At 44.0% G+C, this 26,163-nt stretch carries 22 protein-coding genes; 12 read left to right on the top strand and 10 right to left on the bottom strand.

Features of this window, described 5'->3' with window-relative positions; translation table 11 throughout:
* Window positions 1-2: 2 nt before the first annotated feature.
* Window positions 3-2,837 carry an isoleucine--tRNA ligase gene (gene ileS, locus ACOQOA_RS14185; RefSeq protein WP_420549270.1) on the bottom strand — a complete coding sequence of 945 codons (2,835 nt, stop codon included), beginning with the start codon at window positions 2,835-2,837 and terminating at the stop codon, window positions 3-5.
* Window positions 2,838-3,167: 330 nt separating this feature from the next.
* A complete protein-coding gene (locus ACOQOA_RS14180) occupies window positions 3,168-4,124 on the bottom strand; it encodes a bifunctional riboflavin kinase/FAD synthetase (RefSeq protein ID WP_420549269.1) in 957 nt (318 codons plus the stop codon).
* Between the two features lie 172 nt (window positions 4,125-4,296).
* Here ACOQOA_RS14180 and ACOQOA_RS14175 point away from each other — a divergent pair, with 172 nt between their 5' ends.
* Window positions 4,297-5,388: a CobW family GTP-binding protein gene (locus ACOQOA_RS14175; protein ID WP_420549268.1), complete on the top strand. Its 1,092-nt coding sequence runs from the start codon at window positions 4,297-4,299 to the stop codon at window positions 5,386-5,388.
* 52 nt (window positions 5,389-5,440) lie between these two features.
* Window positions 5,441-5,848, top strand: a complete 408-nt coding sequence (locus ACOQOA_RS14170) for a VOC family protein (RefSeq protein WP_420549267.1) — start codon at window positions 5,441-5,443, stop codon at window positions 5,846-5,848.
* A gap of 55 nt (window positions 5,849-5,903) precedes the next feature.
* Here the strand turns inward: ACOQOA_RS14170 and ACOQOA_RS14165 are convergent, their stop codons facing one another.
* The 5 genes from ACOQOA_RS14165 to ACOQOA_RS14145 form a co-directional block, all read right to left on the bottom strand.
* Window positions 5,904-6,332, bottom strand: a complete 429-nt coding sequence (locus tag ACOQOA_RS14165) for a GlcG/HbpS family heme-binding protein (protein WP_420549266.1) — start codon at window positions 6,330-6,332, stop codon at window positions 5,904-5,906.
* Window positions 6,333-6,521: 189 nt separating this feature from the next.
* Window positions 6,522-7,097: a sarcosine oxidase subunit gamma gene (locus tag ACOQOA_RS14160; RefSeq protein ID WP_420549265.1), complete on the bottom strand. Its 576-nt coding sequence runs from the start codon at window positions 7,095-7,097 to the stop codon at window positions 6,522-6,524.
* 21 nt (window positions 7,098-7,118) lie between these two features.
* Window positions 7,119-10,142, bottom strand: coding sequence for a sarcosine oxidase subunit alpha (locus ACOQOA_RS14155; protein WP_420549264.1), 3,024 nt, complete (start codon window positions 10,140-10,142; stop codon window positions 7,119-7,121).
* Between the two features lie 2 nt (window positions 10,143-10,144).
* Entirely contained in the window at window positions 10,145-10,438 is a 294-nt protein-coding gene (locus tag ACOQOA_RS14150; RefSeq protein ID WP_155156609.1) for a sarcosine oxidase subunit delta, read from the bottom strand.
* A gap of 19 nt (window positions 10,439-10,457) precedes the next feature.
* Window positions 10,458-11,702, bottom strand: coding sequence for a sarcosine oxidase subunit beta family protein (locus ACOQOA_RS14145; RefSeq protein ID WP_420549263.1), 1,245 nt, complete (start codon window positions 11,700-11,702; stop codon window positions 10,458-10,460).
* 766 nt (window positions 11,703-12,468) lie between these two features.
* On the opposite strand from ACOQOA_RS14145, the gene ACOQOA_RS14140 reads away from it, so the two are divergent.
* Window positions 12,469-13,491 (top strand): GlxA family transcriptional regulator, encoded by a 1,023-nt coding sequence (locus ACOQOA_RS14140; RefSeq protein WP_420549262.1) that lies wholly within the window; start codon window positions 12,469-12,471, stop codon window positions 13,489-13,491.
* A 50-nt stretch (window positions 13,492-13,541) separates the two neighbouring features.
* On the opposite strand, the gene ACOQOA_RS14135 is transcribed toward ACOQOA_RS14140, so the two are convergent.
* Complete coding sequence (locus ACOQOA_RS14135) at window positions 13,542-13,895, bottom strand: cell division protein ZapA (RefSeq protein ID WP_420549261.1); 354 nt, start codon at window positions 13,893-13,895, stop codon at window positions 13,542-13,544.
* On the bottom strand, window positions 13,892-14,194 hold the full coding sequence (locus ACOQOA_RS14130; protein WP_420549260.1) for a hypothetical protein: 303 nt from the start codon (window positions 14,192-14,194) through the stop codon (window positions 13,892-13,894). Before ACOQOA_RS14130 ends, ACOQOA_RS14135 begins: the two co-directional genes overlap by 4 nt.
* 397 nt (window positions 14,195-14,591) lie before the next feature.
* Between ACOQOA_RS14130 and tkt the strand changes: the two genes are divergently transcribed.
* Together tkt and gap are read left to right on the top strand one after the other, a co-directional pair.
* On the top strand, window positions 14,592-16,580 hold the full coding sequence (tkt, locus tag ACOQOA_RS14125; protein WP_420549259.1) for a transketolase: 1,989 nt from the start codon (window positions 14,592-14,594) through the stop codon (window positions 16,578-16,580).
* A gap of 148 nt (window positions 16,581-16,728) precedes the next feature.
* Window positions 16,729-17,733, top strand: a complete 1,005-nt coding sequence (gene gap, locus ACOQOA_RS14120) for a type I glyceraldehyde-3-phosphate dehydrogenase (protein WP_420549258.1) — start codon at window positions 16,729-16,731, stop codon at window positions 17,731-17,733.
* A gap of 51 nt (window positions 17,734-17,784) precedes the next feature.
* Here gap and ACOQOA_RS14115 read toward each other — a convergent pair whose 3' ends face one another.
* Window positions 17,785-18,522: a hypothetical protein gene (locus ACOQOA_RS14115; RefSeq protein ID WP_420549257.1), complete on the bottom strand. Its 738-nt coding sequence runs from the start codon at window positions 18,520-18,522 to the stop codon at window positions 17,785-17,787.
* Window positions 18,523-18,778: 256 nt separating this feature from the next.
* Between ACOQOA_RS14115 and ACOQOA_RS14110 the strand changes: the two genes are divergently transcribed.
* From ACOQOA_RS14110 to ACOQOA_RS14080, 7 genes are all read left to right on the top strand, one after another.
* Complete coding sequence (locus ACOQOA_RS14110; protein ID WP_420549256.1) at window positions 18,779-19,843, top strand: hypothetical protein; 1,065 nt, start codon at window positions 18,779-18,781, stop codon at window positions 19,841-19,843.
* A 105-nt stretch (window positions 19,844-19,948) separates the two neighbouring features.
* Window positions 19,949-20,605, top strand: coding sequence for a thiamine phosphate synthase (locus tag ACOQOA_RS14105; RefSeq protein WP_420549255.1), 657 nt, complete (start codon window positions 19,949-19,951; stop codon window positions 20,603-20,605).
* A 144-nt stretch (window positions 20,606-20,749) separates the two neighbouring features.
* Complete coding sequence (gene efp / locus ACOQOA_RS14100) at window positions 20,750-21,319, top strand: elongation factor P (RefSeq protein ID WP_420549254.1); 570 nt, start codon at window positions 20,750-20,752, stop codon at window positions 21,317-21,319.
* Window positions 21,320-21,349: 30 nt separating this feature from the next.
* Window positions 21,350-22,156 carry an inositol monophosphatase family protein gene (locus ACOQOA_RS14095; RefSeq protein WP_420549253.1) on the top strand — a complete coding sequence of 269 codons (807 nt, stop codon included), beginning with the start codon at window positions 21,350-21,352 and terminating at the stop codon, window positions 22,154-22,156.
* 235 nt (window positions 22,157-22,391) lie between these two features.
* Complete coding sequence (locus ACOQOA_RS14090) at window positions 22,392-23,501, top strand: OmpA family protein (protein WP_420549252.1); 1,110 nt, start codon at window positions 22,392-22,394, stop codon at window positions 23,499-23,501.
* A 164-nt stretch (window positions 23,502-23,665) separates the two neighbouring features.
* On the top strand, window positions 23,666-24,835 hold the full coding sequence (locus tag ACOQOA_RS14085) for a MotA/TolQ/ExbB proton channel family protein (RefSeq protein WP_420549251.1): 1,170 nt from the start codon (window positions 23,666-23,668) through the stop codon (window positions 24,833-24,835).
* Window positions 24,836-24,865: 30 nt separating this feature from the next.
* Window positions 24,866-26,047 carry a peptidoglycan -binding protein gene (locus ACOQOA_RS14080; protein ID WP_420549250.1) on the top strand — a complete coding sequence of 394 codons (1,182 nt, stop codon included), beginning with the start codon at window positions 24,866-24,868 and terminating at the stop codon, window positions 26,045-26,047.
* Window positions 26,048-26,163: the final 116 nt, after the last annotated feature.

Genomic DNA, 26,163 nt, shown 5'->3' with positions numbered 1-26,163 from the left:
CCTTACTCCGCAGCAGCTAAATGAGATGTCGCTTCATCACAACGGTTACAAATAATGTGCTCTTCTGTCACTTCTGGTAAAACTTTCCAGCAGCGTTCACATTTGCCACCTTCAGCTTCCTTAGCGACAACCCCAACGCCTTCGACATCATCCAATTTGAAAGCATCAGAAGCAACATCACCTGTTTCAATAGTGATATCGGAAGTAATAGAAACCTCAGCCATATCAACATCCGCCAAAATCGCAGCAATTTCTTCTGACACTGTTACAACAGGTGCTGCTTGTAATGACGAACCAATACGCTTTTCTGCGCGTTCGATTTCCAATGCCCCAAGAATAACACGACGTACATCGCGAATTTTTGCCCATTTAGCTGCGAGATCAGCGTCATTCCAGGAAACCGGTGTTTCGGGGAATTGCTGTAAATGAACTGAGTTCTCCATGCTATCACCATAGCGTTCCAACCAAGCTTCTTCAGTTGTGAAGGTTAAAATCGGCGCCATCCAGATAGCTAAACGATCAAAGATTTCGTCCAAAACAGTTAACGCAGCTAAGCGTTTTGGATCATCCGACGCGTCACAGTAAAGGTTATCTTTACGAATATCGAAATAGAATGAAGACAAATCGATTGCACAAAAATCATGCAAGGCACGATACATTTTGTGGAAATCATATTTATTGCATGCTTCGCGAACCAATACATCAAGTTCTTGCAAACGGTGAAGAACCCAACGTTCCAATTCTGGCATATCCTCAACAGCTACACGTTTGGAGGCATCATAATGCGCCATATTCCCCAATAACCAACGGAAGGTATTACGGAAACGACGATAGTAATCCGCCAACTGTTTCAACGTACCTTTACCGATACGTAAATCCATAGTGTAATCTTCGGACACCACCCAAAGACGCAAGATATCCGCACCATATTGGTCGTTCACTTCTTGTGGTGTCGTCACGTTGCCCAGGGACTTAGACATTTTCATGCCTTTTTCATCCAATACGAAACCATGAGTTAACACAGCATCATATGGTGCACGATCACGTGTTCCACAACCAACAAGTAAAGAGGAATGGAACCAGCCACGATGCTGATCAGAGCCTTCCAGATATAAATCTGCTGGCCATTTTAATTCGTCACGACCTTCCAATACGAAGGCATGTGTAGAACCGGAATCAAACCATACATCCACAACGTCTTTTACTTGTTCAAAGTCGTCTGCGTTATATTGATTGCCCAAAAACTCTTGTGGATCACGAGAGAACCACGCATCCGCGCCTTCTTCTTCATAGGCCGCAAAAATACGGTCCAGTACTTCTTGATCACGCAACGGTTCACCTGTTTGCTTGCTCACGAAAATCGGTAAAGGTACCCCCCATGCACGTTGGCGGGATACACACCAATCAGGACGATTAGCAATCATACTATGTAAACGATTACGGCCTGTTTCCGGGAAGAAAGAAGTATCATCAATCGCTTTCAAGGCTTTCTCACGCAAGTCATTTGTTTCCATAGATACAAACCATTGTGGTGTATTACGGAAAATCAATGGTGCTTTGGAACGCCAGCTATGCGGATAGCTATGACGAATATTTTCTTTCGCCATCAAACATTTGCGCATTGCCAATTCACGCATTACAGCACCATTAGCTGTACCCGGTTTACCATCCTGCGTATAGGTGCTTTCACCCGCGAAAATCGGCACGGATGGGTAATAGGTACCATCTTCAGCCACAGTATCTGGAATTGGCATACCATGTTTAATTGTCAATAATTCATAGTCATCTGCACCATGGCCCGGTGCACAATGCACAAATCCAGAACCTTGTTCCGTGGTTACAAATTCAGCTGCCAAGACAGGTACGTCATATGGATAGCCTGCATCGTGGAATGGGTGATGACAAATAGTCGCTTCCAAACTTTCAGAAGAAACAGATTGTAGATGTTTCCATTCGGTGACTTTGAAACGGCCCTGAACATCTTCTGCCATTGCATCTGCAACAATGATCTTCTGGCCTGCTTCAGTGGCAGAACCTTCTTCCGCTTCAACAACTTCATATAGGCTATAGTTGATATGCGGGCCAAAGGCGATTCCACGGTTTGCAGGGATGGTCCAAGGTGTTGTTGTCCAGATCACGATAGACGCATCTTCCAATGCCGCCTCACCTGCTTTCTTAATCGGGAAGCGTACAAAGATAGTTGTGGATTTATGTTCTTTATATTCAACTTCCGCCTCGGCCAAAGCTGTTTTCTCAACTACAGACCACATAACTGGCTTTGAGCCTTTATAAAGGCTGCCATTCATCAAGAACTTACCTAACTCACGGGCAATCTGTGCTTCCGCTTTGAAAGACATAGTGTTGTAGTAATTATCCCAGTCACCAAACACACCTAGACGTTTGAATTCTTCACGTTGTGTATTGATCCATTCACCAGCGAATTCACGGCATTGCTTACGAAATTCGTTGATATCAACCTCGTCTTTATCCAACCCTTTTTCGCGGTACTGTTCTTCGATTTTCCATTCAATTGGTAAACCGTGGCAATCCCAACCAGGTACATATAAAGAATCTTTCCCCATAAATTGTTGAGAACGAACAATGATATCTTTCAAGATCTTGTTTAACGCATGACCGATATGCAAATGACCATTCGCATATGGAGGGCCATCGTGAAGAACAAATTTCTCATTGCCTTTGGATTGTTCGCGTTGCTTTTGCCATAGGCCTTGATCTTCCCAACGTTTCAACATGACAGGTTCTGCTTTTGGCAAACCCGCACGCATTGGGAAATCAGTTTCTGGAAGGGCGATAGTATCTTTATAATCGACGGTCATGTCTCTTAATCCTGAAAGGCGCATCTGTTGGATTTCATGCGCAATAATCTAAATCTTTTCGAAATGGAAATAGGCGAAATCTAGCTGTTTAGCAGATGTTTCAGCCTGTGGTCGTTACGGGTATTCGGAAAGTTCGAAACCACTGGAACGCCAAAATCCCGGTTCTTCCTCACATCCAGGTGCAGGAAGCCGGGCCAATAATTCGTATGCCAATCGGGCGCATAAATCCGATCTCTTTTACATCAGTAAATCTCATGGGCGCGACTTTATGCAGTCTCACCGCTTGGGTCAAGTAAACATCGGAAAAAAGCAGGAATGACAGGGAAAATTCTAAGCCCCGGCAGCACGGGTCAGCAAAATGCGTCGTGCGGTTTCGCTATCGATGGCAATTTGTGCTTTTAGCTCATCCACGCCGTTAAATTTCTGTTCGGCACGAATAAATTCGATCAAGGCAACACGAACAGCTTTGCCATATAAGTCACGATCAAAGTCAAATACGTGAACTTCTAAAAGTTCTGTCAAACCATCAACTGTTGGTCTTTTACCCAGATTGGCAACGCCATCAAACCATTCAACGTCACCATCCACCTCAACACCTAGGCGCACGGCATAGACACCATATTTTGGTCGAATATATTCCCCAAGGGACAGGTTCGCTGTTGGAAAACCAATAGTGCGTCCTAGTTGAGCCCCTTTATTTACATGAGCTTCAATTTCAAAAGGACGACCAAGAATAGCAGCCGCCCAACCCGGTTGCCCTTCACGTAAGTAATCACGAATAATGGTCGAAGAATAAACTTCATCATCTGCACTGGATTGCGGATCAACTGCAGTTACGCCAAAACCGCCCTTCTCTTTACCAAAGGCAGTCATCATTTCGGCATTACCGACACGGCCTTTGCCAAAACAAAAATCATAGCCAACAACCACATGTTTGGCTTTCAGGCCATCAACGATCACCTGTTGTAAAAATTCTTCGGCAGTCAGTTCTGAAAAGCTTTCGTCAAAATTTAAAACGAATAAACTATCGACATTTAAAGCTTCTATATGATGAACCTTATTACGCATCGGCGTTAGGCGGAACGGATCTTGGTCGGGCTTAAAATATTGACGCGGATGTGGCTCAAAACTCATCACCTGTAAAGGTGCGTCAAGATCACGCGCAAGCGCGGCCGCCATACCGATAACGGCCTGGTGACCACGATGTACCCCATCAAAATTTCCAAGAACCACGACGCCGCCTTGATGATCTGGCGGGGTGGTATCGTAATGCCTAAATAATTTCATGAGGCTAACATACTTGTTACGTCCCAATGCGCAAGGCTATTTTCGAAATAGCTTACTGAATAAGATCATGATTATTTATCATAACTGTTTAGTCAATAAACCGCTGGCAGTCTTTGGTGTTTTTCGCTAAGACAGCTTAAATATTTTAGACTTGTTGCATCAGGAAATAGTCATGACCGACAATACACAAGAAACAGAACAAGAAATCGAACGTCTTCCGATTACCATCCTCACAGGTTTTCTAGGAAGTGGCAAAACCACCCTTTTAAAAAATCTGTTGCAACAAGATGACATGGCAAACACCGCCGTGGTGATTAATGAATTCGGTGAAGTGGGCCTTGATCATATGTTGGTTGAAACTGCGACCGAAGATATGATTGTGATGGATAGCGGTTGTCTATGTTGTACCATCCGTGGCGACTTGATTGAAACACTTCGTCGTTTATTGAAGCAACGTTGGAATGGTGAAATTCCAAAATTCGATCGTTTGATGATTGAAACAACCGGTCTGGCTGATCCTGCACCCATTTTACATACCATTATTACCGATGCTGTGATTTCCCATCGTTATCGTTTAGATGGCATTGTAACCTGCGTAGATACAATAAATGCAATGGATCAAATGGATAAGCAACCGGAAGCCGTGAAACAGGCAGCTGTGGCCGATAAGCTTTTGCTCACAAAAACGGACTTGGTCAAAGATGAAGCTGCGTTAAATAATCTTGAGATACGCCTCAAAGACATTAATCCTGCTGCCACAGTGACCAAGCCTATCCAAGGTAAAGTTGCGGCAAGCGAACTTACAGGTTTTGGTTTATTCGATCCGGCAACAAAAACATCCGATGTCAAAGCATGGATGAAGGAAGAAGCCTATAAGGAAGACCATGATCACCACCATCATGACCATCATCACGGACATGGTCACGACCACGGACATCACCATCATGATGTGAACCGTCATGGTGACGGCATTAAGGCATTTGTCTTTGAATATGAAGAACCAATTAAATGGGACAGCTTTGTCGACTGGATGGAAAGTATGCTAGCGACCCACGGGGCAAACTTGCTTCGCATGAAAGGCATCTTAAATGTGGTTGAGGCGGAAGGCCCTGTTGTCGTACATGGCGTACAACATGTATTCCACCCACCTGCTCAGCTAGAAAAATGGCCGGATGATAATCGTAAATCACGTTTGGTGATGATCACACGCAATATCAATAAAGAGCCAATCGAAGCCACCTTTAAAAGTTTTATGGCTCTGTAACGGCTTGTTTATTCAGTCTATTTTATTCCAAAATACGCTTAAGGGGGGGAAAATGACTGACATGATAAAAACACATGGTATTGATCATCTAGGGATAACCGTTCAGGATTTATCTGCAACGGTTCATTTCTTTACGGAGTTACTTGGATGGTCTCAATTTGGCGGTAATCCTGACTATCCCGCGGCCTATCTAACTGATGGCACCTCAAAACTTACTGTTTGGCAGGTTAAAGAAACCGATTATCAGGATTTCAATCGCCATAAAAATATAGGCCTACATCACTTCGCCCTAAAAATTTCCAGTCGGGAAGAGTTGTTGGACGCCTTTGAAAAAGTAAAAAACTGGCCAAAGGTCAAAGTGGAATTTACCCCTGAATTTTCAGGGAAAGGCCCTAAAGAACATTTTATGATCCGTGAGCCCGGCGGCACCAGATTGGAATTCTCATTTGATCCAAGATAAATAAAAACAGCCTTGGGAATTTCCTAAGGCTGTTTCAATTTGGAACAGATTATTCTTATGCGTTTAAGCTTGCCAAGAAATGGTCTATGCCTGCCTGTGCGCATTCCATATCTTGTTGTGGTGTACCGGAACTTAAACCGATTCCGCCAACAACTTCGCCATTCACGGAAACAGGTAAACCACCACCGACAACACAGAGACGACCGCCGATTGCTGTGTGAATACCGAAAGCTAGACTGCCCGGTTTACAAACTTCATTATATTCATGGGTCGCTTTACGTGCGGCGGCCGCCGTGTAGGCTTTATCGCCAGCAATAATCGCACTTGTTACCTTACCGCCATTCATACGTTCAAAAGCAATGGGATTCCCAGATTCATCAACGATAGAAATACACATCGGTACACCAATTTCATTGGCTTTGTTACGTGCGCCTTCGATTAATATATAAGCATCTTCAATAGATAAACGGTTCACTGTTAACATTTACTTTTCCTGTGGGTGAAATTCTTATTACCTCGTTTTACCATTTTCTATCTCTTCACAAAGATAGACTATATTGGAAAGACTTTATGAAAATATTTGTAAGCGTTTCAAAATTAGTTTTAAGACATAAAAAAGGACGTTGAAATCTCAACGTCCTTTTCGAATTTCGCTTAAGCTTTAAGAGTTGTATTAACCAAACTCACGGGAAGCTTCAACAAAGTAGTTCCATAGATATTCGGCGAAGGAAATACGCACATTAATATCATATGTTGATTCTTCATCACGTTGCACCATAAAGATAGTTGCATGGGCAAAACGTGTGCCTGTGCAATTACCCGCTTTAAATTTGCTTGGGTGCAAATCCAACGGAGAACCTTTTTTCAACACTTCGCGTGCTGCCGGACCGGAAAGGCGCATGGATGCGTAATAATCAGATACGTTTACAACCTGACTTGGGGTTTCGCCCAATTTTTCACGCAATGCTGTTTCCAATGCCACTTCACCATCTTCTGGTGTCATGATCATCCATTCATCCGGGCCCATCCAGTAGATGGAATATGTTTCGCCTTCGTTGAATGTCAAAGCTGTTGTTGGAATATCCACACCAGTCACATCTTTAACCGCAGTTACAAAATCTTTGTTGTCGGAGTCACCACGAATGATGACTTTGCCAACAAAACCATTGCTGGTTAGTTTTACGTTACCACCAACCGGACCTGCCAAGCCGTCCAGAGGGCTAACTTTTTTGATTGCTGTTTCAACCATTATTAATTCCTCCAGAACGTCTTAGGACGGTTCGCCATCGATACGTTTATTCTCCTTATCGAAGAAAATCGGATCGGTGATTGTTACTTTATGTGCCTTACCGCCCATAGTTGGAACCATGAAAGATTGACCTTTCAAGTTCTTACCGTCACGGATCAACGCCATCGCAATAGAACGACCACAGTTAGGCGACATGTAACTGGATGTTACGTGCCCCAACATGTCCATAGGTGGCTTATCTTTCAACTCACGAACGAGATGCGCACCTTCCATCAGAACCACATTCGGATCTTCGGTTAGCACACCAACCAATTGCTTACGGTCTGTACGGGCTGTATCGGTACGTGTGAAGGAACGACGACCAAGGAAGTCACCTTTCTTCTTGGACACGATCCAGTCCATATCAAGGTCCATAGGTGTTACGGAGCCATCTGTATCTTGGCCTGCAATGATGAAACCTTTTTCCGCACGAAGAACGTGCATAGTTTCTGTACCATATTGGCAGATATCAAACTCTTCACCTGCTTCCAACAAAGCATCCCATACATGCAAGCCATAGCGTGCAGGTACGTTGATCTCGTAAGAAAGCTCACCAGTAAAGGAAATACGATAGATACGTGCCGGCACACCTGCGATATGACATTCTTTCATAGACATGAACGGGAATGCTTCTGCAGATAGGTCAATGTCGACCAACTTCTCAAGCACCTTACGGGATTTAGGACCGTTCAAGATGGACACTGCCCATTGTTCTGTCACAGACGTCGCATAACAATCCCATTCAGGATATTCAGTTTGCAACCATTCCTCAATCCAGTTCGCCACACGACCAGCGCCACCTGTTGTGGTTGTCATGTGATAGTGGTTTTCTGCAAGGCATGTGGTCACACCATCGTCAAATACCATACCATGTTCGTTCAACATCAAACCGTAACGACATTTGCCTGGTGCCAACTTGCTCCATGCATTTGTGTATAGAAGGTTCAATAGACGAGACGCATCTTTACCCTGGATGTCCAATTTGCCCAATGTGGAACCATCCATGATACCTACGCTATCACGAACAGCCTTACATTCGCGTTGAACAGCCGCATGCATGTCTTCACCCGCTTTCGGGAAGTAGTATGGACGTTTCCAGTCACCCACATCCTCATAAATCGCGCCATTGCGATCATGTGCGGAATGCATTGGTGTTTTACGTGCTTGCAAGAATAGGTCTTCGACATCGTGACCCGCAATCGCACCGAATGTTACTGGTACGAAAGGTGGACGGAACGTTGTTGTACCAACCTGTGGAATAGACACGCCACGGATTTGCGCCATGATTGCGAGCGCGTTTACGTTGGATGTCTTACCTTGGTCGGTACCCATACCTGTTGTTGTATAGCGTTTCAAATGCTCAACAGAGATATAACCTTCACGTGCTGCCAAGTGAATGTCAGCAACGGTGGAGTCGTTTTGGAATTCGTGGAAATGTTTTTTGCCACGTGCCAAAGGACGATCCATCGGGATATACCACAATGTACGCATGTCACCATGTTCAACTTCTGGTGCGGATGGTGTTGCAGGTACAGATTGACCTTCACCAAAACCAGCAGCTTGTGCCGCTTTCAAACCAGCTTCAAGACCTTCAGACAAAGCGCCTTCCAACGTAAATGTACCGTTACAGGAACCAACGGAATAGTTATCCCACTGGCAATGATCAGGCACAAAGCTTGTTAGCTCTTCGTCATAACGCAATTTACCACGCGCTTGAGAGAACAAGTTCACTGCAGGGTTCCAACCGGAAGACATTGCAACCACATCACAACCGATATGGAATTTTGTGCCTTTCACGCCGTCACCAGCTTCGTTCAGTTCCATAACTTCCACGCCTTTTAGACGACGGTAGCCTTTTGTCCCAACGATCGCAGCATTTGTGTGGATTGTGATATCCAAACTACGTGCTTGTTCAACCAATGGGCCTTTTGGATCAACACGTGTGTCGACGATTTCAACACGACCACCATTTGCAAAAGCATCTAGAGCTGTTTTATACGCGCTGTCATTATTGGTGAAGACAACCATGTCTTTACCCGGCAATACGCCATAGCGGTTGATGTAAGTACGAACAGCAGATGCCAACATCACACCTGGACGGTCATTGTCACCAAACAACATTGGACGTTCGAAAGAACCAGATGCCAAAACAACTTGTTTCGCACGGATTTTCCAGAAACGCTGACGTGGTGTGTCATTGTTGTCTTGTGGACCAAGATGGTCAGTGATTTTTTCCATCGCTGTGATGAAGTTATGGTCAAAGTAGCCGATAACCGCTGTACGGTTCAAAATGGTTACTTCTTCCATTTCTTTCAATTCAGCAATCGCTGAGTCAACCCAGTCCATTGCTGGTTTGCCATCGATTTCCGCACCATGATCAGATAGTAAGGAACCACCGAATTCATTTTGCTCATCGATCAAGATAACACGCGCACCTGTGCGACCTGCTGTCAATGCAGCAGATAGACCAGCAGGGCCACCACCTGCAATCAACACGTCACAATATTCGTGTTTCACCGCATATGTATCTGGATCGCCTTCTTCAGGCGCAACCCCCATACCAGCAGAGGCACGAATGATTTCCTCATATTTCATCCACATGGATTTTGGCCACATGAATGTTTTGTAGTAGAAACCAGCTGGGAAGAAACGGGATAGTTTGTTGTTGATACCACCAATATCAAAGTTCAAAGACGGCCAGCAGTTTTGGCTAGACGCTTCAAGACCATCAAACATTTCAACAACTGTTGCACGTGTGTTTGGATCAGAACGCTTACCGGAACCAATAGTTACGATTGCGTTTGGTTCTTCAGAACCCGCAGACAAAACACCACGTGGACGGTGATATTTAAAGGAACGACCCATTAGGTGCACGTTGTTTGCCAACAATGCAGAAGCCAATGTATCGCCTTCAAAGCCTTGGAAGGTTTTTCCATCAAATGTGAAAGAAACCGGTTTATTGCGATCAATACGACCGCCAGTTTTAATACGGTTAGACTGGCTCATTTTTATTTGCCCTCGTCAGAAGGAATAGCAGGCTTTTCTTCGCCTATTTTATAAGTATCTACGAACTGATCTGTCACAGAGTTGCGAAGTGCGTTGAACCAACGGCCACAACCATGATCATGAGACCAACGTTCATATTGGTAACCTTTGATGTTTTGACGGAAGAAAATATAATCCCCCCATTGCTCATCAGTTAACTCATCAGGGTTTTCCGGACGCGCGATATGCGCCTCACCATGACATGTAAATTCTGTTTGATCACGTTCACCGCAGAAAGGGCATTTAATAACTAACATCTAAATTTCTCCTCTTTCCTTAGTGAGCCACAGCCGCAGCTGCACCCTCATCAATCAATGCACCTGTATTGAAACGGTTCATTGTAAATGGTGCTGCAATTGGGTGAAGTTCACCATTTGCAATGGAATGTGCGAATACGTTACCGGAACCAGGTGTTGCCTTAAAGCCACCTGTACCCCAACCACAGTTGAAGAACATGTTTTCAACTGGTGTTTTTGTGATAATCGGAGAACGGTCAACTGTCACGTCAACAATACCACCCCATTGACGCATCATGCGTAGACGAGATGTGAACGGGAACAATTCTTTCAATGGGCCAACAATGTGGTCCATCATGTCGAAGCTACCGCGTTGGGAATAACTTACAAAGTTATCGGAACCCGCACCTACAACCAATTCACCTTTGTCGGACTGGGATAGGTATACGTGAACTGCGCCAGACATGATCACTGTGTTGATCACTGGTTTCAATGGTTCAGATACCATCGCTTGCAGTGGGAAACTTTCAAGTGGCATACGGAAACCAGCCATAGCAGCCATTACAGAAGAATGACCTGCTGTTACCACACCGACTTTCTTAGCACCAATATGACCGCGAGAAGTTTGAACCCCCTTCACAACGCCATCTTGGATATCAAAGCCTGTCACTTCACAGTTTTGGATAATATCAACACCCATAGCGTCAGCCGCACGCGCATAACCCCATGCAACCGCATCATGTCGTGCACTACCACCACGACGTTGTAACAACGCGCCAAGAACCGGATAACGACAATCTAGGTTAATTGTCGGTTCGATCTCTTTTACTTGTTCAGGTGTCAGGAATTCACTGTCGATACCGTTCAAGTGAATGGCATGGCCACGACGACCAATTTCTTGCATGTCATGAACGTTATGCGCTAAATGCAACAAACCACGTTGAGAGAACATCACGTTGTAGTTCAAATCTTGGCTAAGATTTTCCCACAGTTTCATCGCATGTTCATAAATCGCAGAAGATTCATCCCAAAGATAGTTAGAACGTACAATTGTTGTGTTACGACCTGTGTTACCACCGCCTAACCAGCCTTTCTCAAGAATGGCAACATTTGTAATGCCACATTCTTTTGCAAGGTAGTACGCTGTAGCCAAACCGTGGGCTCCACCACCAACGATCACAACATCGTATTCTTTCTTTGGATCCGGGCTACGCCAAGCCTTTTGCCAATTTTCATGATAACTCATCGCGTTACGGACGAGTGAGAAAACAGAATATTTATTCATTCTCTTCCCATTTCCTGCTCAAAAAACACCTGCTTCTTCGTTCTTCCCGAATGGAAGTTCAATTGGTCAGGCCGATATAATGCTAAACTTAAATCCTTTTATGGGAGAAGAGCCTGCTATAAGCGCGATTGCGCGACAGGAAAAAAGTAAAAAGCGACATAACACATTTTTTCTACACTTTCCCCTCTAAATCCCGCAGAAAACCAAGCTTTACTGCGAAAATAAAAAGTCTCCTATCTTCACCCGAATAAAGAAAACCACCATAATTAAAACCATTTTATAAAACTTAAACTAATAAAGCTTAGACAAAGCGACACAACATCAAAAAAAGTCGCTATCCAATATTACTAATGAACGGCAGCACTATCGTATATCATATTTCCATACGAGAAACTTACGTCCACCGGATCAATTCAAAGACTAGATTCTTTCCACCTTCATGTCGTTTTAAAGATAAGCTTATAAATTAATTCTCTCTTCATTAAAAAATTCATAGCAAACATCCCTAAAAGCGACTAGCATTTAGACTAATTGTCGCTTACATGACAATAGAATGCATTTCTAGTATAAATATTGGTATATCTCTATAAAGAAGTGACATTTATAGTAAAAACGCGATTGACAGAAATTTCACTTCCTATTATGTGGCAGTGCTCTGCGTTAAAAATTAAAAAAAATGTAACAAACGCTTTTAGGGATTATTTGTCAGTAGGATCGATATAAAACGGCAACTCTACTGAATACAGTTTTATAAGGTAGCAAAGATATGCAAACAGCTGCGATGTATAAAGATGTAGGGGAAGACAAACCGGAACATATTTCTTTGTTCCTGATTCCACAGTTTTCCATGATTGCCTTCACAAGCCTTCTTGAGCCCTTGCGCTTGGCAAATCAAGTCGCTGAAAGAACCCTTTACACATGGGAATTGATTAGTCGTGACGGTTTACCCGTTATGGCATCAAATGGCATCGAAATCACACCCAATAGTACAGCAACCGAAGTGGTTCGCCCAACCAATGTGGTTGTATGCTCTGGGGTAGATGCACATATTTACAACGATGCATTAACATTTGGTTACTTACGTCGATGGGCCCGCGAAGGCACACAAATGGGTGCTATTTGTACTGGCGCACATATTCTGGCTCATGCAGGTCTATTGAATGGCTATCGCTGTACTATTCACTGGGCAAATTTGGATAGTTTTTCCGAAGAATTCCCGGATATTGATGTACGTGCCGAGCTATATGAAATTGATCGTGATCGCTTCACTTGTGCAGGCGGAACTGCTGCACTTGATATGATGCTGAATGAAGTCGGCCGCAAACATGGATCTGATTTCGCAGGTGCGGTTTCCGAACAGTTTATGCATGAGCGAATCCGCGAAGGTAACGACAATCAACGCCTGCCATTACAAGCACGCTTACGTGTGAGCCACCCGAAATTGATCAAGGCAATTTCGGAGATGGAGAAAAACACTGAAGAAGCCCTAAGCCGCGATGAAATTGCACGTCGTGTGGGTTTATCACGTCGCCAATTGGAGCGCTTGTTTAGTCGCTATCTTTCCACAAGCCCAGCACGCTATTATTTGAAACTTCGCTTAAATCGTGCTCGTAAACTGTTAACACAGACAACAATGCCTGTTACAGAGGTTGCTTTTGCCAGCGGCTTTACGTCCGCCTCCCATTTCTCCAAATGTTATCGAGATATGTTCGGTAAAACCCCACGTGCAGAACGACGTGGCCTGGACATGATTGATGAAGAAGAAGACGCAGATTACGCAGAAGAATAATTCTGCAAATCTCAGATACAAAAACGCCCGCAAATTTACGGGCGTTTTTTTTATGTTTCTACAGGTTGTTCCAACCGTGCGGCGATCGCCTCAATCCTATTTGTCATATTCGCGAATATTTCCATTGTTCCTTGGTCCGGCATAACTTGCGTCGCATTTTTTTGAAGCGTTATCATATCTTCTTTCAATTTTTCAACTTCGGCATATGCATCAGATAATTCATCTGCAACCATCAATCCTGCCATCAACATCAAACGTGCATCTCCCACCTGCCCCATAGCAGCCGCGAGTTCTTCGACGCGATCACCAAAAAATCTGCCTAGCTTCTGGAGATGCTCTTCCTGGCCATCATCACAAGCTATATTATAATGCCGTCCATTGATTTGAATATCTAGCTGGCTCATAAGACTGCCTCCTGCCGATGCGCGTCTTCATCATTTTCATCATCACCGGCAATCACAGTATCCAGACGTTGTAACGCTGTACTCAAACGTTGAACCAACCCTGCGGCATCCTGTCGTAACAAGGCATTTTCCTGCTGTAACTGATCACATTCAGAACGCAATTGTTCAACCTCATCAGCCGTTACAGTATTTTCTTCCGCATTTACATTTGACGCATTTTGCAGGCGCGTCTCCACCGCCCCTTCAAGACGCTCCAAAGCGGCATCTAAATTACGTGCAATTTCGTCCAACTGACTCATTTGCCTTTAAACCTTCCAACCTGCGACCCAACCGAAAGTATATTGTAAACTCTCAGTTATCTTAATTAATTACTTTGAAATTAAGTGGTGATCCCTTTCTCGTCAACAGGACAACTGGATTAATATGCCAAAGTTGAAATGAAAGCCAAGATCTTCTTTATGGGAATTTTGACGAATAAATGGAAAGAATCATTGACCTTCCAGTCCATTTTGTGCATTTTGCGCGCGCTATCTGTAGGGAAATCTTTTGGATAGTTATTTTGCGCAACTTGCCCCGAATAATCCGGCCCGGGTTTTTACCGGATATATAAGGGGAAAACCGAGCATCCCTTGCTGATTCGATAAAATATATGAGATGTAGGGCGATGTTGCTGGAACGCTAAAGAGCTTTATACATATGTCTGCTGTTTCGCATAAAGATTTGGCCAATGCTATCCGTGCTTTGGCTATGGATGCTGTCCAACAAGCAAATTCCGGTCACCCAGGCATGCCAATGGGCATGGCCGATGTGGCGACTGTTTTGTTCACCAAATTTCTAAAATTTGATCCAAAGACACCAACTTGGGCTGATCGTGATCGCTTTGTTTTGAGCGCAGGTCATGGTTCCATGCTTCAATACGCGTTGATGTATCTCACAGGATATGAAGATATCACTTTGGATGAGATCAAAAACTTCCGTCAACTTCACGCACGTACAGCAGGACATCCTGAATATGGTCATGCAGCAGGTATTGAAACAACAACTGGCCCACTAGGCCAAGGTATCGCCAACGCGGTTGGTATGGCATTAGCTGAACGCATCTTGAATGCACGTTTTGGCAATGATGTTGTTGATCACTATACATATACAATCGCAGGTGACGGTTGCTTGATGGAAGGTATCTCCCACGAAGCAATCTCCATGGCAGGTCATTTGAAGCTAGATCGTTTGATCGTTTTGTTTGACGATAACGGCATCACAATTGACGGTTCCACAGACGTTTCTGTATCCGATGATCAATTAGCACGTTTCAAAGCAAGCGGCTGGGATGTATCTGCTTGTGATGGTCACGATGCAGAGGCAGTCGAAAAAGCAATCGCCGCAGCGAAATTGACAGACAAACCATCCTTAATTGCTTGCAAAACAACAATCGGTTACGGCTCCCCTGCGAAAGCTGGTAAATCTTCTTCTCATGGTTCCCCATTGGGTGATGATGAAATCAAGCTCACAAAAGATGCTATCGGTTGGGCACATGGTCCATTCGACATTCCAGCAGAAATTTTGGACGCATGGCGCGCAGCAGGCTCACGTGGTCAGGCGGACCGTGATGCATGGAACACACGTATGGCATCTATTGATGCTGCTAAACGTGCCGAGTTTGAACGTGGCCAAGCGGGTGAATTAAAGGATGGTTGGAAAGAAGCGCTTAACGCTTTCAAAAAACAAACATCTGAAGCGCAGGAAAAAACAGCAACACGAAAATCTTCTGAATTGGTATTAAATGTCCTCACCGAAGCAATTCCTGAAATGCTGGGCGGCTCTGCGGATTTAACAGGTTCTAACAATACCAAAGCAAAAGGCATGGAAGGTATCCAAGCTGGTTCTTACGAGAATTCTTACGTCTATTATGGTGTTCGTGAACATGGCATGGCTGCGGCAATGAATGGTATTGCTCTTCACGGTGGTCTTATTCCTTACGGTGCAACATTCCTAGTTTTCACAGATTACTGCCGTCCATCCATGCGTCTATCTGCGTTGATGGGTTTGCGCGTTGGTTATGTAATGACCCACGATTCTATCGGCTTGGGCGAAGATGGCCCAACACACCAGCCTGTTGAACATCTAGCTGCATTGCGCGTTATTCCAAACATGCATGTTTTCCGTCCCTGTGACACAGTCGAAACAGCAGAAGCTTGGGCATTGACACTTGAACACACAAATACACCATCTACGATGGCATTAACACGTCAAGGTCTTCCAATTCTTCGTACCGAACATACTGAAGAAAACCTGACAGCCAAAGGCGGTTATGTATTACGTGAGGCTGAAGGTGGCGAGCGTAAAGTTACCTTGATGGCAAGTGGGTCCGAAGTTGAAATCATGATGAATGCGCGCGATGCGTTGCAAGCAGAAGGTATCCCGACTGCAGTTGTATCCATGCCATGTATGGAATTGTTTGATGCGCAACCACTAGACTATCGTTTATCCGTATTGGGTGAAGGTGCAGCACGTGTCGCTTGTGAGGCAGCTCTACGTGATAGTTGGGATAAATATCTAGGGATCAAAGGGTCCTTCATTGGTATGAACGGTTTTGGGGCATCAGCACCAATAGCCGATCTCTACAAACATTTCGGCATCACTTCAGAAGCCGTTGTCGAAGCTGCCAAGGGGCAACTTGAGGCATAAATAACTATTGAATCGGCCCTTTACTCAAAAGGGCCGTTTCTTTATTGAGGCAAAAATACTAGAGGCGAATGGATAGCGACTTGCTATTCAGCTAGTAGGTCACAAACAAGGTTTGGGGCCATATTAAAAAGAAACGGAGACTTACAAAATGGCTATTCGCGTAGCAGTGAACGGTTTTGGTCGTATTGGACGTTTGGTAACACGTGCAATCTATGAATTAGGCCGCAACGATATTGAATTAGTAGCAATCAACACCCCTGGTTCCATCGACGCAACAACTCATTTGTTGCAATATGACAGTGTACATGGTCGTTTCCCTGGCGATGTAGAAGCTGGCGCAGACTGGTTGGATATGGGGATGGGTAAAGTAAAAGTCTCCAGCCATCGTGATCCACATAATGCACCTTGGAAAAGTTTGGGCATTGACATTGTCCTTGAATGTTCTGGCCACTTTAACAGTACAGAAAAGTCTAATTCACATATCAAAGCAGGTGCCAAGAAAGTATTACTTTCTGCGCCAGCGAAAGACCAAACTAAAACCGTTGTTTATGGTGTAAACCATGAAGAGATCACAGCTGACGACTTAATCGTCTCTAACGCATCTTGCACAACAAACTGCTTGGCGCCAATGGCGAAAGTATTAGAAGAAAATCTCGGCATTGAACATGGCTTCATGACAACAGTTCACGCCTATACAGGTGATCAACGTATTTTGGATAACAGCCATAAAGACCTTCGCCGTGCACGTGCTGCAGGCCTTTCCATGGTACCAACATCCACAGGGGCAGCAAAAGCTGTTGGTTTGGTATTGCCATCCTTGAAGGGCAAATTGGATGGGTCCGCTATCCGGGTACCTACAGCAAATGTATCCTTGGTGGACTTGAAATTTAACTCTGCGCGAGACACAAGCATTGAGGAAATTAATCAGTTGATGGCTGACGCGGCTTCTGGTCCGATGAAAGGTGTATTAGCTGTGAACAACCTTCCACTGGTTTCCACAGACTTTAATCACCATCCTGCAAGTTCCATTTTTGACCAAACACAAACACAAGTTATGGATGGTCGTCTTGTTCAGGTAATGAGCTGGTATGATAACGAATGGGGCTTCTCTTGCCGTATGCTGGATACTGCAGCGCATATGGGAAATATGTAATCCTAAGTCATTTTCATAACAAAAAAGCCTCAACGTCTTGTTGGGGCTTTTTTAATTTTGTAAATCAACATGCGTTTCGTGTTGTGTAATCTCTGCATGTTTCCCAAGGTATTTTTGAGCCCTTCCATCTTGGGCCATTACGGGAATAATCTGATTCACAAAATTAACAAATTTCCTACTCTCAGGCGTATCATGACACACAAAATGTACCGTAGTTTTAAATATTGTTAGCTGCGGAGAATGTATCAAATCGTGATATCCTAAGTCATCAAATGCAATAGCGATGTCAGGATGGAACCCAACGATCGCCTCTATACGGCCTACTTTAAGCATCTTCATCAAATTTTCATTGTTACGTGCCGCATGCAAATAAGGAGCTTTATCCTTGATCATAGTTGCACCGATGTTACCAATGACATGACCTATTCGCAATTTTTCCAACTCCTTGATAGTACGAGGAGGAACCTGTGCATTAGAGACATACACATATACGGATACTTCATCCACGGACTTAGATGACAATAAGTCCATTTCTTTTGCCTCTGGTAACCTTGTACTGATTGCCTGTACACTAGCTGGAAAGGCACAAGACTTAATATCACGCATAAAATTCGCTGTATTGCGCTTTATTGGTGCGTATTTTTTTGTGATCCTCTCATCAAACCCATCAAGCAAATCATTAAGATATAAATTATACCCTCTATCTTCGGCAGGTGTTAGTCGATCATCAAGCTCATATAAATGCAAAATCATTTCGGCTTTTGCAGTATGTGTACTAAATAACAACATAAAACAAAACACCAACAATCGGGAACTTCTCAGCATCCTAATAACCTTCATTATATTTCTTGAATACAACGTCCTTCCCTATTGCCGTATCATGAATTAGATAGACATCAATTAAAAGCTTTTCTCTAGCTTTTTATAAAAAAAACTGATATAAGTCTTTTGTCAGAAGAATCTGGCCCGATGTTTGCTTTACATCGTGAGAGGAATTTTTTCATAAATAAATTCCTAATTTTGCTAGAAAGGCGAGGATAAACAAGTGGCTATTACAGTAAATGGCGGTGCAGCAGCCGCAAGTATGTTGAATGTGGCTTTGTCAAACACAAAGCCTGGGGAATTTAAGCCCAAAACATCTGCTGTAACCAATATCCAAACAACGCTTAGTCAAAGCGATGTTAATGCAAATAATCGTTTAATTATGAACTCTGCGATCAATCGCCTCAATGGTATTGCTCAAGGTATTGTTGAACCTAATCAAGACCGTGAATGGGAAGTCGTTGGCGCCTATCTTCAAGCGACAGGCCAACCATATCAAATCAAAATAGCCGCAAATGGTGCTCTTTCTGTCGAAGCACAAGCAGATGGCATTTTAAGTGATTTTAACGAAGCTCAAAAGCTTGGTATTGCCAACGCGATTCAACAGTTTGACAGTGTTGCTAATCAGGTTGACCAAGAGAGTGCACGTAATGGGTATTTAAACTCATACAACAATGCCGCAGCTCGTCTCATTATGATGAGACAGCATGCACCGGCAGAAGATCCGTGGGAAATTGATTTTCAACGTTATGCTGAATTAGGCATTCCTGTTCAGGTAGGCCTAAATGGCGAAGGTGAAATTGTTGCAATTAACCAATTGGAACATGATTTCTCTGAAGTTGAAGATATTGATGACCGATTAAAGTTACTTGCCGCCCGTGATGAACTCAAATTTATTCTGGAAAACCCGGGAAGCGCGACCAAGTCTTGGCACCATTTGGCACTTGGTAATCGTACTGATGACGATGATTTCTTACTTGTTCTAGATGATGATGGTGAAATTGCCATTCGTAATAATTTACATCGTGATACCCCTGCATCACAATTAAGCCTTAATCATATTACCCCTCAATTTTTAAAAGATGATTTTGAGGTAGAAACAACTTCGCAGTGGCAAGTAGATGCAGCAGACCTATATCGCCAAGGCAAAGGTTTTTATTTTGATTTTGATCATACGGGCACCAACATTGTGACCAGAGAACAAAACCTTACTTACGCGCTGAACTTGCATAAACCTGTTGATAGAACTCAAGATATCATCAAAGCGCAACTTTCGATTCTCACATAAAAAAAGAAATTATCTTGCATGACAATGGGGCCTGTTTGGCCCCATTGCTATTTATGCCATATAAAGATATCAATGCATCAAAGCACTTCGAAATAGGAAACGTCCATGGTCGACATACTGCCTGCTGCAGAAATTTATCTTATCACGCCAGAAGAAATAGAGCTGGATCAATTCGCATCCTCTTTAAAAGGCGTCATGAATGAGGTACCAGTTTCCTGTTTACAAATTCGCCTCCCACATGCCGACAAAAACATTCTTAAGGCTGCAATTGAGAAACTCGCACCCATTGCATGGGAACATGAGGCAGCTGTGTTGCTATGTGATCAGCCAGACTTAGCAGTCGAAATGGATCTAGACGGCGTGCATTTGGAAACCAGTGTCGACGCCAAACATGTAAAAGCTATTCGAAAGATTGTTGGGAATGACCGATCTATTGGTGTTTCTTGCTTAAACTCGACGCATACAGCAATGCTCGCAGGCGAAGCAGGTGCTGATTATGTGAGTTTTGGTCCACTCTTTCCATCACCAACCAAAGGTATGCCCGCAGAAGAAGGTGTAGATGAATGTTTACGCGCTTGGGCCTTGGCAATGGAAGTGCCTTGCGTTGCTATAGGTGGGATCACTACAGATAATGTAAATATTGCCTTAGCAACTGGTGCTGAATTCATCGCCCCGTTATCCGGTATATGGCAACATCCTGAAGGTCCGGTTGCTGCCGCCAAAATATTTTACGAAGCAACACAGACTTACCAAAATTCTTAACAAACTGACGCCATGCAGAAGGTGCAATGCTGTATTGCGCAAATGCCTTTCAGGAAAAGACTTGTCTAGGCCAGCTTTTTACCCTATAGAAAACGCCGATTTTGTTCTTTGAAAATTTGGCACTCCAACTGATTGGTGAGACTCATGAAGATTGATGGCAACGCTATTCGTCCAGGTAACGTTATTGAACATAAAGGTGGCTTGTGGCGCGCAGTTAAAACACAACATGTAAAGCCTGGAAAAGGCGGCGCATTTTTGCAGGTAGAATTGAAAGAAATTCGCAACGGCACAAAATTGAATGAGCGTTTCCGCTCCTCAGAAACAGTTGAAAGAGTGCGTTTGGAACAAAAAGAATTCCAATTCCTTTTCGCTGATGGTTCCGACTTCACATTTATGGACCAAGAAACCTTCGATCAAATCACATTGAACGAAGACATGATTGGTGAAGATCAAGCAAAATTCCTACAAGACGGTATGGTTGTTGTAATTGAGTCTTTTGAAGAAAGCCCAATCGGTGTGGAATTACCGCAACATGTAACTGTTGAGGTATTAGAAGCAGATGCGGTTGTGAAAGGTCAAACAGCATCCTCTTCCTATAAACCTGCTGTTGTTGAGGGTGGTGTACGTGTGATGGTACCGCCTTATGTGGAAACAGGTATCCGCATTGTAGTAAACACAGATGATGCAACTTTCGTAGAACGCGCGAAAGACTAGCCCCAACTATAAATATGGAAGGCAAACACAATGTTTGTACGATCCCCAAATATAAACGTAATGATCAAAGCAGCTGAAAAGGCTGGCCGCGGTCTTGTACGTGACTTCGGCGAGGTAGAACAACTACAGGTTTCAAAAAAAGGGCCTGCAGATTTCGTATCTACAGCTGACAAACGTGCGGAAGAAACAATCCGCCGCGAACTTGAAAAAGCACGCCCTGAATATGGCTTCCTATTGGAGGAAGCAGGTGTGGTTAAAGGTTCTGATGAAGATTACCGCTGGATCGTTGATCCTCTCGACGGTACAACAAACTTTCTTCATGGCATTCCGCATTTTGCCATTTCTATTGCCTTGGAAGAAAAGGGAGAAATTGTTGCTGGCGTAATTTATGATCCTGTGAAAGACGAAATGTTCTGGGCAGAAAAAGGCAAAGGCGCCTTTGTAAATGATCGTCGCCTACGTGTATCAGCACGGACACGCCTATCTGAAAGTATTTTCGCAACAGGTATTCCTTTCATGGGACGCGATACCGAAGATGATGGTCATGGTTTATTCTTGCGTCGCCTAGAAAAAATTATGGAAAAAACAGCAGGCGTTCGTCGTTTTGGTGCGGCATCCCTTGACCTCGCCTATGTAGCTGCGGGTCGTTACGACGGTTTCTGGGAACGTGGATTAGCCCCATGGGATGTTGCTGCAGGTGTGTTACTCGTAAAAGAAGCTGGTGGTTTTGCAACAGATGCACAGGGTCGTGCATTTAGCTTCAAACGTGCTGACGTGGTTACAGCAAATGAAAAGATTCACAAAAGCTTGTTAGATGTATTAAGAAGCGCCAAATAAGCTTCTTAATTCATCAAAAACGAATCAAAAAGCCTCGTATTGAAAATTATTTTTTTCGATCGAGGCTTTTTTGTTACTTTCAAAAATATAAATAATTTATAAATTACAAAAACTTAACTTGCAAAACACGGCTTTTTCACGCTAGCTATTGTCGGCGAAAGAAGCCTAGTCTATGATATTTTCAAATGGGGCAGGCCCTTGTTTCGGGCCTATGAAATAATTATGCGAGTTGGGAATGACTAAAACAGTAAAAACGCATTTTGCTACCGCTGCTTCTGTAACAGCGTTGACTATTGGTCTATTCGCCACAGTGTTATCTACATCTGAGGCAAATGCACAAAATTCCTATTATTGGGGAAATACGCAACTTGATAACGCAGTTAGTGTGAATTTAAATGTGCTAGATAACCTAGGTGATCAACAAACTTTACCAGGTCTACTCAATCCGCGAGCCAGTGCAACCACTCCAGTTTTAACAAATGAACTACCACGTATTGTAAATACAAATCCAATTGCGCGTTCCACGACGACAGCCAATGGAATGCCTGTATCTGGTTTAACAACAAATGTGGCACCTCAAGCAGCACCGCGCGCGGTAAAACCAGTAACATCCAAGATTGTTGCAAGTCCTACTCCAAAAGCAGCTGCTGTCTCAACAATGCCATCTAGCACCCTTGTAGCTGCGGCTCCCAAAACGGAAGTAGCTCCTACAAAGTCAGTTCCAAAAACAGCTGAACCAAAAGTTGTAGCAACCGCCCCAGAACCTGTTGCCAAAACAGCTAAGCCTGCTCCTGCGCCGACGCCAACTCCTGTGGCCCCGAAAGTTGAAGCTCCGAAGGCAGCTGAAGCTCCGAAGGTAGTTGAAGCTCCTAAGGTTGTTGAGGCACCTAAAGAGGTACCTAAACAAGTTTCAATTACACCTGCGCCCGCACCGGCGCCGGCACCCGTACCGGAAGCTCCTAAAGTTGAAGAGCCTGTAGAACCTAAACAGACTGCTGCGCTTACAAAACTTGAAGATAGAGATGTTATCCAAAAGAACGATGGTATTGTAACTGTTGTTTTCGATCCAGTTGAAACTGATTTACCAAAAGCTGCAGAAGGTGAATTGGATAATATCGTAGTTCAGATGAAAGCAGATGAGAATTTAAAACTGTTTCTTGAGGGATATGCGTATATTCCTGACGCGTCACCGAACCAGTCCCGTCGCATGTCTTTGTTCCGTGCGATTTCAGTTCGTAATTACCTTGTGAAACAAGAAATTCCTAGTCGTCGCATCAAAGTTCGCGCATTTGGTGACAAATCTGATGGTGGCAATACAGATCGCGTTGATGTCTTTTTTGAGTAAGACTAAATGGACCAAAAATGCTTTAAAGCCTGCGACTCCTTGAGTTTGCAGGCTTTATTCTTATAGGTATGAATTTTTTCACTGACAGGATTCATAGAATCAGCGTAATGGAATAAACATGTTTCTGCCCTATTCATGCCCTGATTGGCTTTGAAACTTGGTGCATGACAAAACAGACACTGACAAATTCACAGCAATATGGCCGTCCCTTTGGTACATTGGACCTTTTCCGTGGGAGATTTACATTGAAACAGCCAACCCGTTACCTGATGATCATGATGATATTTACCCTGACCATCATTGCCGGCGTCGTCTTAATTCACCAACCTCTCATGCAGGCGTTCAACGCCAATATATTCTTAAATGGAATTATCCTGGCAGTCTTGGTGATTGGTATCGGGCATGCGTTTAGGACTGTTGCCATGTTGGGGCGTGAAGTCACTTGGATTGAAGATTTCAAACGCGCATCTCAAGGCGGCGTAACACCAACTGGAAAACCACCTCGTCTTATGGCCCCTGCTGCAACTATGCTTGGTGATCGTAATGAAAGATCGGCTCAGCTGAATCTTTCCACCACAGCGATGCAAACATTACTGGATGGTGTTGGCACGCGCCTTGATGAAACCCGTGAAACAGGTCGTTATATGGTTGGCCTTCTTGTTTTCCTTGGTTTGTTAGGGACATTCTGGGGCTTGATGGGCACCGTTTCCAGTGTTGGCGATGTTGTGGCAAATTTAGAAATCAGTGGCGCAGGTGGTGAGATATCGGATGCGCTAGCGGCCTTAAAAGAAGGGTTGCAAGCACCATTGTCCGGAATGGGCACAGCCTTTAGTTCTTCTCTATTTGGCTTGGCGGGCTCTCTAGTCCTTGGCTTCTTATCCCTGCAAGCTTCACAAGCGCAAAACCGTTTCTACAATGACTTTGAAGAGTGGTTGTCAGGCCTAACACGATTAAGCGGTAGCGGCCCAATTGCTGATGGCGAACAATCTGTTTCCGCCTATACGAATGCATTGCTGGAAAAAACGGCTGATAGTGTAGAATCTCTGCAACGTCTTATTTCCCGTAGTGAAGAAGGCCGTTTGCAGGCTGAGCGCAATATGAATACCTTAAATGATCGCTTGGAAGATCTGGTAGATGTGATGAAATCTGGTCAGAGTAGCGGCGGTGGCATGGATGCATCCGCAGTGAATACCTTACGCAATATTGAACATCATCTATCGCGCATGTCGACGGATGCCCCCAAGGGACGCGAAGATGCAGTTCAAGAAATTCGTAGTGAGATCCGCTTACTTGCGCGTACAATCGCGGCACTTGGCGAAACTTCATCTAACTAAGATTTAGGTATATCGTAAGGCGGATAGATCATGGCTCTTGCAAGACGAAATCGCAATAATATGGATATCTGGCCAGGCTTTGTAGATGCCTTGGCAACCTTGTTGATGGTGATTATCTTCTTATTGCTTATCTTTGTGATTTCACAAGTATTCCTCAATGACGCATTGGTGGGTCGTGACAAGGCCTTGGACAAATTAAATCTGCAAGTCTCAGAACTCGCAGATATGTTAAAACTTGAACGGGCCAGTAGTGCAGATTTACGCAATCAGGTTTCTGATCTTTCTTCTGAGTTACGCGCCTCTCTTGCCAAGCGAGCAGATCTGGAAGCTCAACTAAAGTCTTTGAGCGGTGAAAATGAAGGTCTCAAGAAAGAATTAGAAGCAAGTGAAGGCGCTTTGGCCGTTGTAAGCGCAGATTTAGAAGATGCCTATAAAACCATCGAAGCAAATAAAGAAACGATTGAGGCTCAGCTAGGTCAACTCGCTCTTTTAGAAAATCAAATTGAAGCGTTAAAAGCCTTAAAAGAAGAACTTGAATCTGAAGCGGCCTCTAAATTGGCACAAGCAGATGAAGAAGTTGTTGCTGCACGCGCGGAAGCGGCCCTTCTTAACCAGCAACTAAAAGCACTAGCTGCACAAATTGAGGAACTCAACAACATCTTGGCGGCATCCGAATTAAAAGATGCGGAACAGCAAGCCCAAATTGAAGCGTTAGGTAAACGACTAAACAAGGCCCTTGCGAGCAAAGTACAAGAATTAAGCAAATATCGTAGCGAATTCTTTGGTCGACTACGTGAAATTTTAGGGAACCGTCGTGGCGTCCAAATTGTGAATGATCGCTTCGTTTTCCAATCTGAAGTTTTATTCACTTCCGGCTCTGCCGATCTGGGTCCTGCAGGTGAAGAACAACTATCCCGTTTAGCAACCACTTTACTTGATATTTCCCGTGATATTCCGGAAAAACTAAATTGGGTTTTACAGGTTGAAGGTCATACCGATGCCCAACCCATCAGCACAGCGCAATTCCCATCCAACTGGGAATTATCCGCAGCACGTGCGATTTCTGTGGTGAAATTCCTACGCAGTCAGGGCCTTCCAGCGAAGCATTTATCTGCTGTCGGGTATGGGGAATTCCAACCTCTTGATCCACGTGATGATGAAATCGCTTATCGTCGCAATCGTCGTATTGAATTAAAACTGACCCAGCGCTAGGAAAAGCCAAATAAAAGCTTGCATCTAGCCCATTAATCCAGTACATACGCGCGATCATTCATGAGAATGAAGTTATTTTAACCAAATACATCGCAGCCCACATTATGGCGCGATGG

This window comes from Curvivirga sp., from assembly GCF_965219885.1.
In the GTDB taxonomy this organism is placed as follows: domain Bacteria; phylum Pseudomonadota; class Alphaproteobacteria; order UBA8366; family Aestuariispiraceae; genus Curvivirga.
This window is presented reverse-complemented; position numbering and strand designations above follow the sequence as displayed.